Origin of the sequence: Amycolatopsis sp. NPDC051758 (genome assembly GCF_044453095.1) — a bacterium.
Taxonomy (GTDB): domain Bacteria; phylum Actinomycetota; class Actinomycetes; order Mycobacteriales; family Pseudonocardiaceae; genus Amycolatopsis.
In genome coordinates this window covers 130758-145547 of the sequence record NZ_JBITCJ010000004.1, presented here as the reverse complement: position 1 = coordinate 145547, position 14790 = coordinate 130758, and the positions used below count along the sequence as shown (strand labels likewise).

Below are 14790 nucleotides of genomic sequence, written 5' to 3'. Positions count from 1 at the left end.
AGCACGGAAATGCACATGGACCACGACGACTTCGCGATGGGGCACTGGCTCGTCGTGCTCGCCTACCTGACCTCGGTGGTGGGCTGCGCCCTCGGGCTCGCCTGCACGCTGCAGGCGCGCTCGACCGACCACCCGCGGACCCGGCTGGTCTGGCTGGCGCTCGCGGCGGTGTCGATCGGCGGGGTCGGCATCTGGGTCATGCACTTCATCGCGATGCTCGGCTTTTCCACCCCCGGGCTGCCGGTGCGCTACGACATCCTCCGCACGGCCCTGTCGGCGCTCCTGTCGATCGTGGCGGTGTTCTGCGGGCTGCTGGTGTTCGGCGTCCGCAACCGGTTCGCGTGGAAGCGGCTGCTGCTCGGCGGCCTGCTGACCGGGCTGGCGGTCAACGTCATGCACTACACGGGCATGTGGGCGGTCCAGATCAAGGGCACGATCGGCTACGACCCGGTCCTGGTGGGGCTCTCGGTGGTCATCGCGGTCGTCGCGGCCACGGCGGCGCTGTGGTTCACGGCCGGGCTGGACAAGCTCCTCCCGCGGCTGGCCGCGGGCCTGGTGATGGCCGCGGCGGTCAGCGGCATGCACTACACGGGCATGGCGGCGGTCCGGCTGCACCTCGACCCGGCGGCCCCGGACCCGTCCGGGACCGAGGTGTTCAACTTCCTGTTCCCGGTCTTCGTGCTGGCCGCGCTGGCGATGGCGGTGCCGATCTGTGCGGTGCTGATGGCGTCGGCGAGCTCGGAGGCGCCCCGCCACACAACGACGGTCTCGTGAGAGGCGGACTTCCGCTGACGTTGCCGAGCGGTCCGGCGGTCAGTCCTTCGCAGGAACCGGGAAGCGGTCCGCGCTGAAGTGCACCAGGATCGCCGTGGCCGTCGCGCAGACGACGTCGCCCGCCCGCAACGTTCCCGTCGCGTGCAGCTTGCGGCCCTCCCGGCGCACCAGCCGGCCCTCCGCCGTGAGCGGCACCGCGTACGGCGTGCCGCGGTGGTAGTCGACCGTCAGGGACGCCGTCATGCCCGGGTACCCGGCCGCCGCCGTGGCGCGGCCCAGGACGTGGTCCAGGACCGCCGCCACCCAGCCGCCGTGCACCCGCCCGGGCGGTCCCTCGTGCGCCGCGCCGAGGAGGACGTCGGCGCGGACCGACTCCGGGCCGACGTCCACCCACAACAGCGGTGGTGCCAGTGGGTTCCCCGGACCTTCGAGCGGGTTGTTGATGCTCAGGTGGCCGCCACCTTCGAGCGCGGCGAGCAGCAGGGGAGCCGCCCCGCCGCTCGCCCGCAGGGCGGCGGTGACCGCTTCGACCCGCGAGGCCGCGGTGAGGAGGTCGGCTTCGTCGTCGCGCACGCACACCGACGCTTCGATCAGCTCGCGGATCCGGGCGCCGAGCAGTGCGCGCCCGGGCGGCACGCCGTCGACCACCGGGAAGGCCTTGCTCTCGGACATCGCGCCCCCAGAAAGCCCCCGGAAACTAGAACGCGTTCCACTCTATCAGCTCCACCGCAGGAGTTCGCCCATCAGCACGAGGAGCCGCTCGCCGGTCTTCTTCGGACGCAGCCGCGGCACCGGCACGGTGAACTCCGGCTCGACAAAAGGCAACGCGACGGTCACCTTCAGCGACTTCTCGCGCACCGGCGTGCCTAGCCGCCCACGCCTCCGCGGCGGCGTCGAGCATGACGAGCACCTCGTCGACGGCCTGGTTGTCCCCGGCCTCCCGGTAGGCGACGAGCTCGTCAATGCCCTTCCGGAACTGCGCGACCTCGGCCGACTCCCGCAGCCATCCGATCGTCCGGCCGAAGCTCCAGCCCTTCTCCTCCGCCTGGTTCGCGATGTAGCGCGACAGCATCGGCGTCTTGAGCCGGGGCTCGTGGCCGCCGAGCCACCGCGAAGCAGCAGGGCCGAACCGAGCTGCTCTTGCAGGGCCAGGTAGTAGAAGAGCCGCGACAACGCGATGAAGGTGTTGACCGTGAACGGCTTCCGCCCACCGAACGCGGTGTCGAGCGCGGCCTTCATCTCCCGCAGCTCGTCCGGGATGATCCGGGCGAGGTCGCGCCAGTAGGTCGACTGCGCCCAGTGACGGTCGGTGATCTCGGCGACCAGATCCCGCTGGGCGTGCGGCCGGTGGCGGTTCCACCCGGCTTCACCCGGCTCGACGTGTTTCGCCAGATCGATCCCGCGCCGGTAGAGCGCGCGGGTCTCGGCGTCGTCCAGCTCGACGATCCGGACACCGTCGTCGATGTCCAGCGTCCAGGAGAGCCGGTCGAGGTTGCGCTCCACCGACGGGCCGTCGAGGTGGACGTCCCGGAACAGCACCAGCGACAGGAACACGACGGAGTCGTCGGCGTAGGCGTGTTCGCGGCCGAAGCGGTCGAGGTTCGCCCGCAGCAACGAGGAGGTGTCGGCGAGCAGACCGGGGCCATGCCGGCCGATGGTAGCCGAACCGGCACGGCCCCCGGGCTCACTCGGCGTGCCGGCCGCGGGCGTAGGTGTAGGACTCCAGCAGCACGCGCCACACCAACTCGATCTCGTCGCGGTCACGCGGGCCGTAGACGAGCTGGGTGTTCTGGATCGGGTGCGGCACACCCCAGCCCGCCTCGGTGACGACCTTCTTCACGGTCGCCGGCAGCGTCATGTGAAGGCTGCCGTCCTGCTGCGGGTGCAGGTGCGCGAACTCGCGGCTGTGCTTGATGAACGCGTCGTCCGGGCCGGTGCCGAACTCCGGCGCCAGGTGGATCGCCCTGGCCTCCGGGTACGGCACGTGGGTCGGCGCGAGGTAGACCCCGGCCAGCGCGCGCATCCGCTGCCACAGCTCCTCCTGCAGTGTGCTCGGCGCGATCTGGTTGAGCTGGCCGTGCGGGACCGGGCCGCGGGTGCGCGGGGCCGGGCCGGGGCGGTCGGGCATCTCGAACATGGTTTCCTCCGAACGAAAGAGTCAGACCGGCCGGACGCGCTGGTAGCGCCGGCCGTGGTAGACGAGGGGGTCGCCGGGCCGGGTGCGCACCGCGCACACCTCACCCAGCAGCAGGCCGTGGTCACCGGCGTCGACGGTGTCCCGGCGCCGGCATTCGACGCCGGCCAGCGCGCCCGGGTGCAGGGGCGAGCCGTGCTCGGCGGGCTCGAAGCCGGTGCCGCCGAACCGGTCGGCGCCCGGTGTCGCGAACAACGCGGCGAGCTCGGCCTGCTCCGCCGTCAGCACGTTGACGCCGAAGTGCGAGCAGCGCGAGAACACCTCGTAGGAGCTCGACGTCTTCGCCTGGCAGACGAGCAGCAGCGGCGGCCGCATCGACACCGACGTCACCGACGTCGCGGCGTACCCGCGGGGCGTGCCGTCGCCGTCGAGCGCGGTCACCACGCACACCCCGCCGGCCAGCGCGGCCATCGCGTCCTTGAACTCGTCGAGCAGCGCCGCGGTCATCGCCCGGCCCCCACGGCCGACGGCGTCAGCCACTCGCCCTCGGGCGCGCCGAAGCCGCCGGAACGCGAGAACACCGTGCGGCCCCGCCGGATCGTGCGCTCGACGCGGCCGGTGAACAGCCAGCCCGCGTACGCCGTCCAGCCGCACTTCGCCTGGACGTCTTCGGGGCGCAGCGACCAGTTCTCCGCCGCGTCGAAGAGCACCAGGTCGGCGTCCCGACCGGGCGCGATCGCGCCCTTGCGGCCGGCGAGCCCGAACAGCCGCGCCGGTTCGGCGGCCATGACGCGGGTGACGATCGGCAGCAGCTCGTCCGGCGTGGCGTCCGGCACCCGGCGGCGCAGCCCCGTGTACAACGCCGGGAACAGCTCCTGCACCCCCGGCAGCCCGGGCGGCGCGTCCGGTGCGTCCAGGACCTTGTCCTCGAACGCGTGCGGCGCGTGATCACTGCCCACAGTGGACACTTCACCGCGGAGCACCGCGTCCCACAGCCGGTCCTGGTCGGCCTGCTCGCGGATGGCCGGGCTGAGCCGGATCCGCGAGCCGTACCGCGCGGTGTCGGCCGCGGTGAACGACAGGTGGTGCCCGGTGACCTCCCAGGTCACCGGCAGCCCGGTCGCCCCGGCCGCGGTGAGCAGGTCGGCCTCCTCGCGGCTGGAGACGTGCAGGACGTGCGCCGCGGTGCCGTGCCGCCGGGCCAGCTCGATCAGCTTGGCCACCGCGACGATCCCGCCCGAGCGCGGCCGGAACCGTTCGTAGTCGCGGTACGTCGACGGCGTGCCTTGCCACTCGTCGAGCAGCGCGAAGACGTCGTCGTCCTCGGCGTGGAAGAGCAGCCGCAGGCCACGGCGTTTCGCGACGGCGAACAGCTCGTCCAGCCGGCCCGGGTCGCGCAGCACGTGCGGCGCGGTGTGGTGCCCGGTCAGGAACGCCTTCGCGGTCATCGCCTCGGCCGGTTCGAACGCCGCCAGCGAGGAGACGTCGTCCGGGTTCACACCGGCGTGGAAGCGGTAGTCCACCAGGCTGGTGCCGCGGACCTCCGTGTCCTTGGCGCGGGCGTCGGCCGGGGTGAACGTCGCCGGGCGCGTGTTGGGCATGTCGAACACCGTGGTGACCCCGCCGGCCACCGCGGCGCGCGACGCGTGCGCCCAGTCCTCCTTGTGCGTCAGGCCCGGCGTGCGGAAATGCACGTGCGAGTCGATCAGGCCGGGCAGCACGAACCGCCCGGCGGCGTTGATCTCCTCGGCGCCGGCCACGGTGCTCCCGGCCGGGAGCACGTCGGCGATCTTCCCGCCGGTGACGGCGATGTCGGCGACCCGGACACCGTCGGGACCGGTCACCCGGCCGCCCCGGACGACGAGGTCGCAGCTCTTCACGCGGCCCATGGCAGGCTCACCAGCTCTCGGCTCAGGTCGTTGGTCGGGCCCATCAGCGCGACGGCGCGGGCGTCGCGGGCCATCCGGTTGATCGGGTGCGTCACCACGTACCCGGCGCTGCCGAGCAGCCGCGCGATGCCGGCGACGACGTCCTCGGCCACCTGGGAGGCGTGGATCTTGCTGTGCAGCGTCACCTCACCGGGGTCGGCGGCTTCGCGCCGCCCGGCCCGTTCGACGAGCGCGCGGGCGGACTCGACCTGCCCGCGCAGGTCCACCAGCCGGTGCCGGACGGCCTGCAGGCCGAGCAGCGACTTCCGTTGCGCCGCTTGGAAACCGAGGTCCCAGGCGGCTTCGGCGATGCCGGCCGACACCGCGCCGAGCGTCGCCCCGGACTGCCGGACGCCGGCGATGATCGTGCTGGCGGTGTCACGCGGCCCGAGCAGCGCCTCAGCGCCGAGCCGGCAGTCCTTGAGCTCGACGAACCCGGTCGCCGAAGCCCGCATGCCGACCAGGTCCAGGCTCAGGTCGGGCTCGATGCCGGGGTTGGTCGCGGGCACGAGGAAGAAGCTCTGCCCGCCGGAGCCGTACGCGGATTCGTCGTCCTCGCTCACCGGGGTGCTCTGCGCGAGCACCAGGTAGACGTCGGTGATCCCGGCGCCGGTGGTGAACGCCTTGCCGCCGCTGACCGTCCAGCCGCCGCCGGGCAGCTCGTCGGCGATGGTGGCGAGATTCTTCTTCGCGGCGCCCGCGCCGGACTCGCTCCACGCCGAGGCGGCCAGCCAAGCGCCGGAGGCGAGCTTCGGCAGCAGCTCTTCACGCTGGGCGTCGCTGCCCCATTCGGCGATCCGGCTGCACACCGCCAGGTGCTGGAAGGCGATGATCGCCGTCGACGGGTCGTGCCGCGCGATCCGGGCGATCACCCGGTTCGCCTCCAGCGAGTCCGCCCCGGCGCCGCCGTACCGCTTCGGGACGACCAGACCGGGCAGGGGTGAGTTCCGGAGCGCCGTCAGCACCTCGGGCGCGGGCCGGCCGGCCTCGTCGGCCGCGGCCGCGTGCTCGCGCAGGACGTCGAGCAGCTCGCCGGCGTCGAGGCGCGCGGGGGTGGTCAGGTCGAGAGCAGGCACGAGTCCTCCTTCAGGACGTGGGGACCGAACGAGTCGATGGACACGGCGCCGGTGAACGACACCGCCTTCTCCGGGACGCTCACCCAGGACAGCTCGCTGTCCCGGTCGTGGCCGGAGACCGCGGCGGCCGAGGTGGTGCAGCCGCCCGCGGTGCGGATCCGCAGCGGCGCGGTGCGCCGGGTCTCGCCGCCGGCGAGCCGGAACGGGATGGTGCCGCGGATCCGCCGGGCCGCGCCGAGGCAGACGGCGCCGGTCAGCGCGAGCGTCGGGTGCCACGACGGCACGGAGATCGCCCGCACCGCGAGCCCGTCTTCGCCGTCCGGCAGCACCGTGGCCACCTTCGGGAACGCGCCTTCGACGGGGTAGCCGTACTGCCGCGCGGCCGAGCGCCGGATCGCGCTCATGGTGCGGAACAGCGGCTGCCCGGCGGCGAAGAGCTCTTCCGGGGTGTCGACGCCGAGGTCGTGGCCGGACAGGAACAGGTACGGGTTCCCGACCGAGACCGCGCTGACCCGGATCGTGCCGTCCTCGTAGGGCAGGTCCGTGGTGGTCTCCCCGAACGGCAGCAGCTCGCCGAGCGGCACCGCGGGGTGGTTGAGGAAGTGCGCGGTGAACGTCGTCCGGTCGCGGACGCACTCGTCGACCTCGCACACCACGTGGTCGTTGTTGTTGAGCACGCGCACCCGGACGCGGTGCTCCGGCGCGAGCCGGCCGATCCAGCCGAGCCTGCTGGCCACGACCACCGACGAGAGCACCGAGTGCCCGCAGCTGCCGCGGAAGTCGAACCGCACCGGGTCACCCGGGATGACCTGCACGAACCGATAGTCCAGGTCGAACAGCGGATGGTCGGAGACCGACACCAGCGCGACCTTGGTGACCGCGGCGAGGCCGTGCTCGGCGAGCCAGGCGACCCCGTCGGAAAGCGCGTCGGTGAGCGCTTCCTCGGACTCCGGCAGCCGCTCGGCCGGCAGCACCAGCGTGGAGCTCGGGCTGCCGTGGGCGTGGGCGATGTGGGCGAGCATCAGGCCGCCCTCCTTTCCCCGGCGCTGCCGCGGGTGAGCTGCCCGGTCCAGATCCGGTGGATGAGCAGCGACCAGATCGCCAGCGCGGATTCGTCGTTCGGTCGGGCGGCCTGCGCGTCGAACAGCCCGGTGACGGCCTTCGGGTCGAGCTGCCCGCCGTGGGCGAGCGACGGTCCGGAAAGCACGTCACGGGCGTAGGCGTGCAACGGCTGCCCGGCCGCCAGCATCGCGGTGATCGGCAGCGTGAACGGCTGCTTCGGCCGGTTCAGCACCGAATCCGGCACCAGGCCGCCGGCGGCCGCGTACAGCGCACGCTTGACTTCCTTGCCCCGCACGCGGTGTTCGACGGGCAGCCGCCGGGCCAGCCGGGTGACCGACCGCTGGCAGAACGGCAGCCGCACCTCGACCGAGTGCGCCATGCTCAGGTGGTCGACGCGGCGCAGGTGGTAGGCGGGCAGCCGCTCGTCCACTTCGAACTCGGTGATCGCGGCGAGCCGGTCGGGCCCGGCGCCGCGCAGCCGCCGTTCGATGCGATCGGCCTCGGTTCCGTTCTGCCGCAACAGCTCCCGGTAGTCCTCGGTGTACAGCCGCTGACGCAGCGCGGCCGGGACCGCCGCCAGCGCCTCGACGTAGCCGTTCGGCCAGTCCTCGGTGCCGAGCAGCGCGTCGCGGATCCGGCCGTAGCCGCCGAAGATCTCGTCCGCCGCGTCACCCGAGAGCGTCACCTTGAACCCCGCGTCGTGCACCCCCTGGAACAACAGGTACGTGCTCAGCGTGATCGGGTCGGCGTTAGGCTGGCCCAGGTGCCAGACGACCTCGTCGAGCAGGTCCGGGAACGTCGCCGGGTCCGCTTCGATCTGGTGGTAGGTCGCGCCGCTGCGCGCGGCCACCTCACGGGCGTACTTCTTTTCGTCGAACGGCCAGTCGCCGGTGTAGGCGATGTTGAACGCGTGCACGTGCGGCACCTTCTCCGCCAGCAGCGCCGTCACCAGGCTGGAATCCAGGCCGCCGCTGGTGATCGTCGAGATCGGCACGTCGGCCAGCGCCAGCCGGTGGGTTTCGGCGCGCAGCGTGTCGCGCACCCGGCCGCCGGCTCCGTCGAGGTCGCCGTCGTCCTCGGCCGGGAAGGGGTTTTCGGCACGCCGCGAGATCTTCAGCCCGGCCGAGCGGGTGTAGACGGCGGTGGCCGCCCGCGGCAGCACCCGGATCCGGTCGAACATCGTCCGCTCGCCGAACGGCGTTTTGGTGGTGAGGTAGCTGTCCAGGCCCTCGGCCCACTGCTCCCACTGCACCCCCGGAACGCTCAGCAGGGCAGGCAGCTCCGAAGAGAAGTACAGCTCTTCCTGCGCCGGGTTCCAGTGGTAGTACAGCGGTTTCATGCCCGCGTCGTCGGTCGCCAGCACCAGCTTGGGCTCGGCCCGCAGGTCCAGCACCGCAACGGCGTACATCCCGTCGAGGTGGTCGACGAAGTCCAGGCCGTACTTGTGGTACAGCGCCGGGAGCACGTTGCCGTCGCAGTGGTCGTGGAAGACGTACCCGGCCGCGTGCAGGTCGCGGCGCAGCTCGGTGTGGTTGTAGATCTCGCCGTTGAAGACGACCTTGATGTCGCGACCGAGCCGGTAGGGCTGCTCGCCGCCGTCGAGGTCCATGATGGCGAGCCGGTTGTTGCCCAGCGCCCAGCCGTCCCCGGCCGCGCTGAACCGGGCATCCGGGCCGCCGTGCCGCTGCAACGCCGAAACCGCGCGCAGGTGGTGGTGCGCGAGATTCCCGCCCAGGTGTCCATAGATCCGGCACATGACGGTTACTTCACCTCCGCGGAGACGCCCGCACGGGCGTAGAGGACGGGGTCGAACGGCGTCGGGCCGCCGCAGGTCGCGAACCGCTGCGTGGCCGCGTCCGGGTTGCGCGTGCCGTGCGGCACGCCGGGCGCGGCGAACAGGACGTCGCCGGGGGAGACGTCGTGCCAGCGGTCGATCAGGTACATCTGGCCGGCACCCTCGAAGGCGATGAAGGCCTCTTCGCTCTCGGGGTGCTGGTGGACGTTGAAGGTCTGGCCGGGCTCCTGGATCCCGCAGTGCAGGCACAGCCGCGCGCTGCCGGTGCCGGGCCAGAACAGGAAGTTCATCACGGCGGTGTTGGCGTTCCCGGCGACTTCGCCGGTGCCGCTGAAGCCGTGCAGCTGCGTTTCGGTGTTCCACAGCTCGTTTTCCAGCCGTGGCGCGGAACCCGTGGGTTCGTTGCCTTCGAGGCGCGTCCGCCACACATAAGCGGTCAGGCCGTCGTCGCCGGCTTCGAGCTCGAGCGTGCGCCCGGTCGGGGAGTGCACGGCGGACCCGCGCGCGACCTCGGTGCGGTGCCCGGTGACGTCGCCGTGGCCGGAGCCGGCGAAGACGACCGCGACGTTTTCCTCTTCGAGGGCCCAACCGAGCCGCCACGCCTTGCCGGGCGCGACTTCGACAACGAGGAGGGTCACCTTCCGCGCCCCCGTGGCCGGGCCGACCGGCTCGGCGACGCGGCCCCAGTCGAACGGCGAAAAGGCGAAGTCCGCCGCGCGGATGATCGTTCCCTGAATCTGGTCGATGAGCATCCCCAGGTCCAATCAGTTGCTTGACGATTTGCCGATGGACGGGAAGCGGTATTGATCAATACATCCCGAATCGCTTCCGGTGGCGACCGTACTAGCCCCGGTCGGCCCGGGCAAAGCCGTTGACCGGCACGGTGAATCGGCTCGAATGGAGCAGCAGTCATTGACTGAATCGATTCAGTAAAATTCCGATACCGCCGAACGAGGGAACGATGATGTCTGCCAGTGCGACCAAAGCCGCCCGAAAAGGCGACGCGAGGGAAAGGTGTGAACGTCGTCACATTTGAGAATTGTTTACCGGGCGGTCGACCGGGTTCACGCGCAAAACTGTTGGTGCGCAGGAGAAATCGCCTGCCTGGGTGTCGTGCGTGGACTTCGAGATGGCGCTTGATCAAATCGAAAACGGCCGGAATGTTAACGATCGGCGATCCGGCTCGTCCGGCGTACGAAAAAAGGCGGCCACCTTCACGGCGGCCGCCCGATCTTGGAAACGGGGGATTATTGCGGAATGGCGAGCAGTGCGGTGTCGACGACCTGTTCCAGGAGTGCCTTGTCGCGGCAGACCGCGCTCATCACGCGCAGTCCCTGAATCATCGTGACCAGGAAATTCGACACCGCGGGGATGTCGGTTCCCGGCGGCAGTTCTCCCATGCTGCGAGCCAGGTGCAGGGTTCCGTGGAAGGAGTCCTGCAGGGCGGCGATCGCGTCGCAGACGATCCGGTTGGCCACGTCGTCGTGCGGGACCCGCTCGGTGATCGCCATGACGAGCAGGCAGCCGGGCCGGCCGGGTTCCTTCAGTGCGTCGTCGATCCGGCCGAGCAGCAGGTCGCGCATCACCTGCCGGATCGGCATCCGCTGCATCAGCGACTCGCGGGTGGCGTCGGTGGTCTGCCGGACGTACCGCTGCAGCGCGTGCTCGTAGAGGCCGTGCTTGCTGCCGAACGCCGCGTAGAGCGAGCCGCGCCCGAGGCCGGTCGCCTCGGCGAGGTCCTGGATCGACGTGGCTTCGTAACCCTGGCGCCAGAAGACCTCCATGGCCTTCTGGACCACCTCGTCGGTGTTGAACTCGCGGACTCGGGGCATGCCTCCAGTCTAAGGATGCTGGAACGCTCGGTCAACAACAGGGGACGGTATCTGGACTGACTGATCAACAATAACGTCCTAGTTGCCCGAATTTTAGGCGCTGTTACCAGGAAGTTCGTGCCTGAGAGTAGCCCTGCGGTCGCTCTGATGTTTACCGATCGATCCAGATTTGCTACGGTCGGGCAGCGGCAGAGCTCATCACCGCCAACCCCAGACAAGGAGATTCCTCATGCCTCACGTGCAGCGCCGGTCGTCCGTCAGCGACGAGCTGGCCTGGCAGATCGTCCGCGCGGCCGACGAGGCCGCGAAGGCGACCGACAAGCGGTTCGCCGTCGCGGTGGTGGACGAAGGCGGCCACCTGAAGGCGTTCCTGCGCCAGGACGGCGCGAAGCTCAACGCCGTCCAGGTCGCGCAGGACAAGGCCTACACCGCGGCGTCCTCGGCGATGCCGACGCAGAAGTGGTCCGAGGTGCTGGAAGCGGACCCGGTGCTGCGGACCGCCGCGCCCACCGCGATCGACCGCCTGGTCGGCATGGGCGGCGGCCTGCCCATCGTGGTCGACGGCGAGCTCGTCGGCGCGATCGGCGTCTCGGGCGCGCACTGGACCGACGACGTCAAGATCGCCGAGGCCGGCCTGGCCGTGCTCGGGTCCTGACCGCTCGCCGAACCGAACTCCGGGAGAAACGATGCCCATCGCCCTGTTCGTGCTCGGGCTGACGGTGTTCAGCCTGGGCACGACCGAGTTCATGATCGCCGGCCTGCTGCCGGAACTGTCCGGCTCCTTCGGTGTTTCGCTGCCGCAGGCCGGGCTGCTCATCTCGCTGTTCGCGCTCGGTGTTGTCCTCGGCGCGCCGCTGATCACCGCGGCGACCACGCGCGTGCCGCGCAAGACGGCGCTCGTCGTGCTGCTCGTGGTGTTCGTGGTCGGCGAGGTGATCGCCGCGGCCGCGCCGTCGTTCGGCGTGCTGATGGCCGCCCGGGTGGTCACCGCCGTCGCGCACGGCTCGTTCTTCGGCATCGGCGCGGTGGTCGCGGCCAACCTGGTCGAGCCGGCCAAGCGCGCCCGGGCCATCTCGATCATGTTCGGCGGCCTGACCATCGCCACCATCGCCGGTGTCCCGCTCGGCACGTTCGTCGGCCAGCACTTCGGCTGGCGCGCGACGTTCCTGGCCGTCGCGGTCCTCGGCCTGATCGACCTCGTCGGCGTCGTCGCGCTGGTGCCGCACCAGCCACGGGCCGGCCACCTGGGCGTGCGCCACGAACTGGCCGCGTTCCGCAACCCCAAGGTGTGGCTGGCGCTGGGCACGACCATGCTCAGCCAGGCCGCGCTCTACACCGCCTACACCTACATCGCGCCGTTGCTGACCGACGTCACCGGGTTCTCCACCGGCCTGGTGCCGCCGCTGCTGGCGCTGTTCGGGATCGGGACGTTCCTCGGCAGTGTGCTCGGCGGCCGGTTCGCCGACCGGTCGCTGATGGGCACGCTGTGCGCCGGGCTGCTCCTGCTCGCGGTGATGCTCGGTGTGTTTTCCCTGGCCGCGCACAGCAAACCGGCCATGGTGGTGACGCTGTTCCTGTTCGGGATCGGCAGCTTCCTGATCAACCCGGCACTGCAGACGCGGGTGATGAACGAGACCGAGGGTGCGCCGACGCTGGCGAGCACGAGCAACATCTCGGCGTTCAACGTCGGCAACGCGCTCGGCCCGTGGCTGGGCGGGATCGGCATCAGCGCCGGGGCCGGCCTGCTCTCGCCGAGCTGGATCGGCGCCGGGCTGGCCGTGGCCTCGCTCGTCGTCGCGCTGGCCGCGGTCGGGCTGGACCGCCGTGGTGACACGCGTACCGGAGAGGAGGTGGACAACGATGCCGGTCGTGCAGGTGAACTGGTGGAAGGGGGCCGGTGAGGCCGAACGCCGCCAGCTCGTCGAAGAGGTGACGGGCACCGTTTCGCGGCTCGCGAAGTGCCCCGAAGCGGCCGTCACGGTGATCATCACCGACGTCGAAAAGGACCACTGGGGTCTCGGCGGGAAGCTCGCCGGAGACCACTGAGCGAAGGCCGGGACGTCTGATCGTCCCGGCCTTCTTCCTTCCTGGAGGAGTCATGACCGGACGTGTCATCGGGCCGGACGACCCGCGCTACGCGGACTTCACGGCCGGGATCAACCAGCGCTACACCGCAAAACCGTCGTCCGTGCACCTGCCGCGGACCGCCGCGGAGGTCGCTTCGGCCGTCTCGGCGGCGTCCGGCCGCCTTTCGATCCGCAGCGGCGGTCACTGCTTCGAGGACTTCGTCCACCACGGGGAAGTGGCCGAGATCCTCGACCTGAGTGGACTGTCCGATGTGGACTACGCGGATGGTGTTTTCGCCGTCGGCGCCGGGGCGCGGCTGCAGGACGTCTACGAGCAGCTGTACCGCGGCTGGGGGGTGACGATCCCCGGCGGGATCTGCTACTCGGTCGGCGCGGGCGGGCACATCACCGGCGGTGGTTACGGCCTGCTGTCGCGGCGGGACGGCCTGACCGTCGACCACCTGTACGGCGTCGAGGTGGTGCTCGCCGACGGCCGGACGGTGGTCGTCACCCGCAATTCGACCGGCGCCGAGGCCGACCTGTTCTGGGCGCACACCGGCGGTGGTGGCGGCTCGTTCGGCGTGGTGACGCGGTTCCTGTTCCCGGCGCCGCTGGTGCGCCCGCCGGCCGAGGTGCTGGTCGCGGCGTTGTCGGTGCCGTGGGCGGACCTCGACGAGCGGCGGTTCGCCCGGCTGCTCGGCGGGTACGCGCGCTGGCACCACGAGCACCGCGCGCCGGACTCGCCGGGCGCGCCGCTGTCGAGCCTGCTGATGCTGAACCACCGCTGCAACGGGACCGTCGGCCTGGTGGCGCAGATCGACGCCGCCGCGCCGGGTGCGGCCCGCGTGCTCGACGAACACCTGGCAGCCGTCCTCGACGACCTCGTGACCAGCGGGTTCGCGGGGGCGGGTGAGTTCGGCCCGATGCCGGGGCTGGCCCGACCGCGCCGCCTGCCGTGGCTGCGGGCGACGCGGTTCCTCGGCACCAACACCCCGGTGCTGACCGACCCGACGCTGCGCGCCGAGCACAAGTCGGCGTACGTCCGGAGCACGCTGCCGGAGTCGCAGCTGCGCACGGCGTACGAGTTCCTGACCCGGCCGGACGTGACGAACCCGGAGACGATGCTGGTGGCGTTCTCCTACGGCGGCGCGATTTCGGCGGTCGACCCGGCCGCCACCGCGGTGGCCCAGCGCGACAGCACGTTCAAGCTGCTGTACCAGGCGTTCTGGTCCACAGTGGACGCGGACGCGGCGAACATCGGCTGGGTGCGCGACTTCTACCGGTCCATGTACGCGGACACCGGCGGCGTCCCGGTGCCGGGCGAGATCGTCGACGGGTGTTACGTCAACTACCCGGACGCCGACCTGTCCGACCCGGCCTGGAACACGTCCGGAGTTCCGTGGCACGACCTGTATTTCAAGGACAACTACCGGCGGCTGCAGCGGGCGAAGGCGCAGTGGGACCCGGCCGAGGTGTTCCGGCACCGTCAGTCGATCCGCCCGGCTTGACGTTCAGCGGGGGCCGCGCTCGGCTCGAGCGGCCGGGGTGCATCACCTGCCACCGCCAAGGATCCGGCACCTCGGCGTCAGCGGGGGCCGAACCAGGTGGTGAGCGCTTCCGGCGATCCTGCTGCGCCCGCCCAGGCGACGTACCCGTCCGGCCGCAGCAGGATCGCCGGTTCCCCGAGGTCTTCGCGGTGCTCGACCACATCGACCCCGTCCTTCCACGGCGCCGCGATGTCGGCCAGGCCGACTGCACCGGGGCCGAGCAGCAGCACCGGGCGGCCTGTGTGCAGCAGCTCGGCCACCGTCCGCTCGCCGAGCGGGAGGTTCGGCAGGAACTGACCGGCCAGGCCGCGGCCGTCGCCGTAGCGCACGCCCTGCGCGCTGACCCGGTCGCTGAGCAGCCGGTTCCCGTCCGAAGTGGACAGCAAATCAGCGACCAGTTCGCGCAGTGGCTCGAACTCCGGGCCCGGCGGCACCGGCACTCCGTCGCGCCGGGTTGCGCCCGAAGTGGACAACAGTTCGGCGACCAGTTCGCGCAGTGGCTCGAACTCCGGGCCCGGCGGCACCGGCACTCCGTCGCGCCGGGTTGCGCCCGAAGTGGACAACAGTTCGGCGACC

Annotated in this window: 15 protein-coding genes and 1 pseudogene; 5 read left to right on the top strand and 11 right to left on the bottom strand. The window is 71.3% G+C overall.

The window, feature by feature from the left end; genetic code table 11:
• Positions 1-15: 15 nt before the first annotated feature.
• Complete coding sequence (locus ACIA5G_RS20175; protein ID WP_395926461.1) at positions 16-774, top strand: MHYT domain-containing protein; 759 nt, start codon at positions 16-18, stop codon at positions 772-774.
• Positions 775-813: 39 nt separating this feature from the next.
• Here the strand turns inward: ACIA5G_RS20175 and ACIA5G_RS20170 are convergent, their stop codons facing one another.
• From ACIA5G_RS20170 to ACIA5G_RS20125, 10 genes are all read right to left on the bottom strand, one after another.
• Positions 814-1446 (bottom strand): PaaI family thioesterase, encoded by a 633-nt coding sequence (locus ACIA5G_RS20170; protein ID WP_395925248.1) that lies wholly within the window; start codon positions 1444-1446, stop codon positions 814-816.
• 45 nt (positions 1447-1491) lie between these two features.
• The gene (locus tag ACIA5G_RS20165; RefSeq protein ID WP_395925246.1) at positions 1492-2388 is read right to left on the bottom strand and encodes a hypothetical protein; all 897 of its coding nucleotides are present in this window, start codon (positions 2386-2388) and stop codon (positions 1492-1494) included.
• Positions 2389-2458: 70 nt separating this feature from the next.
• Positions 2459-2911, bottom strand: coding sequence for a luciferase family protein (locus ACIA5G_RS20160; RefSeq protein WP_395925244.1), 453 nt, complete (start codon positions 2909-2911; stop codon positions 2459-2461).
• Positions 2912-2932: 21 nt separating this feature from the next.
• Positions 2933-3415 carry a flavin reductase family protein gene (locus ACIA5G_RS20155; protein WP_395925242.1) on the bottom strand — a complete coding sequence of 161 codons (483 nt, stop codon included), beginning with the start codon at positions 3413-3415 and terminating at the stop codon, positions 2933-2935.
• Positions 3412-4797: a dihydroorotase family protein gene (locus ACIA5G_RS20150; protein WP_395925240.1), complete on the bottom strand. Its 1386-nt coding sequence runs from the start codon at positions 4795-4797 to the stop codon at positions 3412-3414. The genes ACIA5G_RS20155 and ACIA5G_RS20150 overlap by 4 nt, the downstream gene beginning before the upstream one ends.
• Positions 4785-5912, bottom strand: coding sequence for an acyl-CoA dehydrogenase family protein (locus ACIA5G_RS20145; RefSeq protein WP_395925238.1), 1128 nt, complete (start codon positions 5910-5912; stop codon positions 4785-4787). Before ACIA5G_RS20145 ends, ACIA5G_RS20150 begins: the two co-directional genes overlap by 13 nt.
• A complete protein-coding gene (locus ACIA5G_RS20140) occupies positions 5894-6934 on the bottom strand; it encodes a PrpF domain-containing protein (protein ID WP_395925236.1) in 1041 nt (346 codons plus the stop codon). Before ACIA5G_RS20140 ends, ACIA5G_RS20145 begins: the two co-directional genes overlap by 19 nt.
• Positions 6934-8730 (bottom strand): asparagine synthase (glutamine-hydrolyzing), encoded by a 1797-nt coding sequence (gene asnB / locus ACIA5G_RS20135; protein WP_395925234.1) that lies wholly within the window; start codon positions 8728-8730, stop codon positions 6934-6936. Before asnB ends, ACIA5G_RS20140 begins: the two co-directional genes overlap by 1 nt.
• A 5-nt stretch (positions 8731-8735) precedes the next feature.
• A complete protein-coding gene (locus tag ACIA5G_RS20130; protein WP_395925232.1) occupies positions 8736-9521 on the bottom strand; it encodes a cupin domain-containing protein in 786 nt (261 codons plus the stop codon).
• Between the two features lie 495 nt (positions 9522-10016).
• Complete coding sequence (locus ACIA5G_RS20125) at positions 10017-10601, bottom strand: TetR/AcrR family transcriptional regulator (RefSeq protein WP_395925230.1); 585 nt, start codon at positions 10599-10601, stop codon at positions 10017-10019.
• A gap of 229 nt (positions 10602-10830) precedes the next feature.
• Between ACIA5G_RS20125 and ACIA5G_RS20120 the strand changes: the two genes are divergently transcribed.
• Genes ACIA5G_RS20120 through ACIA5G_RS20105 form a run of 4 tightly spaced genes read left to right on the top strand, consistent with a single transcriptional unit; the run spans position 10831 to position 14175 of the window.
• A complete protein-coding gene (locus ACIA5G_RS20120) occupies positions 10831-11256 on the top strand; it encodes a heme-binding protein (RefSeq protein ID WP_395925228.1) in 426 nt (141 codons plus the stop codon).
• Positions 11257-11287: 31 nt separating this feature from the next.
• Complete coding sequence (locus tag ACIA5G_RS20115; RefSeq protein ID WP_395925225.1) at positions 11288-12502, top strand: Cmx/CmrA family chloramphenicol efflux MFS transporter; 1215 nt, start codon at positions 11288-11290, stop codon at positions 12500-12502.
• Complete coding sequence (locus ACIA5G_RS20110) at positions 12462-12647, top strand: 2-hydroxymuconate tautomerase family protein (RefSeq protein WP_395925223.1); 186 nt, start codon at positions 12462-12464, stop codon at positions 12645-12647. The genes ACIA5G_RS20115 and ACIA5G_RS20110 overlap by 41 nt, the downstream gene beginning before the upstream one ends.
• Before the next feature lie 52 nt (positions 12648-12699).
• A complete protein-coding gene (locus ACIA5G_RS20105; protein ID WP_395925221.1) occupies positions 12700-14175 on the top strand; it encodes an FAD-binding protein in 1476 nt (491 codons plus the stop codon).
• 77 nt (positions 14176-14252) lie between these two features.
• On the opposite strand, the pseudogene ACIA5G_RS20100 reads toward ACIA5G_RS20105, so the two are convergent.
• Positions 14253-14790 (bottom strand): annotated as a pseudogene (locus tag ACIA5G_RS20100) (hypothetical protein); the annotation flags it as partial.

Coding starts and splice junctions, on each gene's coding strand:
- ACIA5G_RS20160 (WP_395925244.1), bottom strand. CDS start 2,911: ATGTTCGAGATGCCCGACCGCCCCGGCCCGGCCCCGCGCACCCGCGGC.
- ACIA5G_RS20175 (WP_395926461.1), top strand. CDS start 16: ATGGACCACGACGACTTCGCGATGGGGCACTGGCTCGTCGTGCTCGCC.
- ACIA5G_RS20105 (WP_395925221.1), top strand. CDS start 12,700: ATGACCGGACGTGTCATCGGGCCGGACGACCCGCGCTACGCGGACTTC.
- ACIA5G_RS20155 (WP_395925242.1), bottom strand. CDS start 3,415: ATGACCGCGGCGCTGCTCGACGAGTTCAAGGACGCGATGGCCGCGCTG.
- ACIA5G_RS20140 (WP_395925236.1), bottom strand. CDS start 6,934: ATGCTCGCCCACATCGCCCACGCCCACGGCAGCCCGAGCTCCACGCTG.
- ACIA5G_RS20170 (WP_395925248.1), bottom strand. CDS start 1,446: ATGTCCGAGAGCAAGGCCTTCCCGGTGGTCGACGGCGTGCCGCCCGGG.
- ACIA5G_RS20130 (WP_395925232.1), bottom strand. CDS start 9,521: ATGCTCATCGACCAGATTCAGGGAACGATCATCCGCGCGGCGGACTTC.
- ACIA5G_RS20125 (WP_395925230.1), bottom strand. CDS start 10,601: ATGCCCCGAGTCCGCGAGTTCAACACCGACGAGGTGGTCCAGAAGGCC.
- ACIA5G_RS20115 (WP_395925225.1), top strand. CDS start 11,288: ATGCCCATCGCCCTGTTCGTGCTCGGGCTGACGGTGTTCAGCCTGGGC.
- ACIA5G_RS20150 (WP_395925240.1), bottom strand. CDS start 4,797: ATGGGCCGCGTGAAGAGCTGCGACCTCGTCGTCCGGGGCGGCCGGGTG.
- ACIA5G_RS20110 (WP_395925223.1), top strand. CDS start 12,462: ATGCCGGTCGTGCAGGTGAACTGGTGGAAGGGGGCCGGTGAGGCCGAA.
- ACIA5G_RS20120 (WP_395925228.1), top strand. CDS start 10,831: ATGCCTCACGTGCAGCGCCGGTCGTCCGTCAGCGACGAGCTGGCCTGG.
- asnB (WP_395925234.1), bottom strand. CDS start 8,730: ATGTGCCGGATCTATGGACACCTGGGCGGGAATCTCGCGCACCACCAC.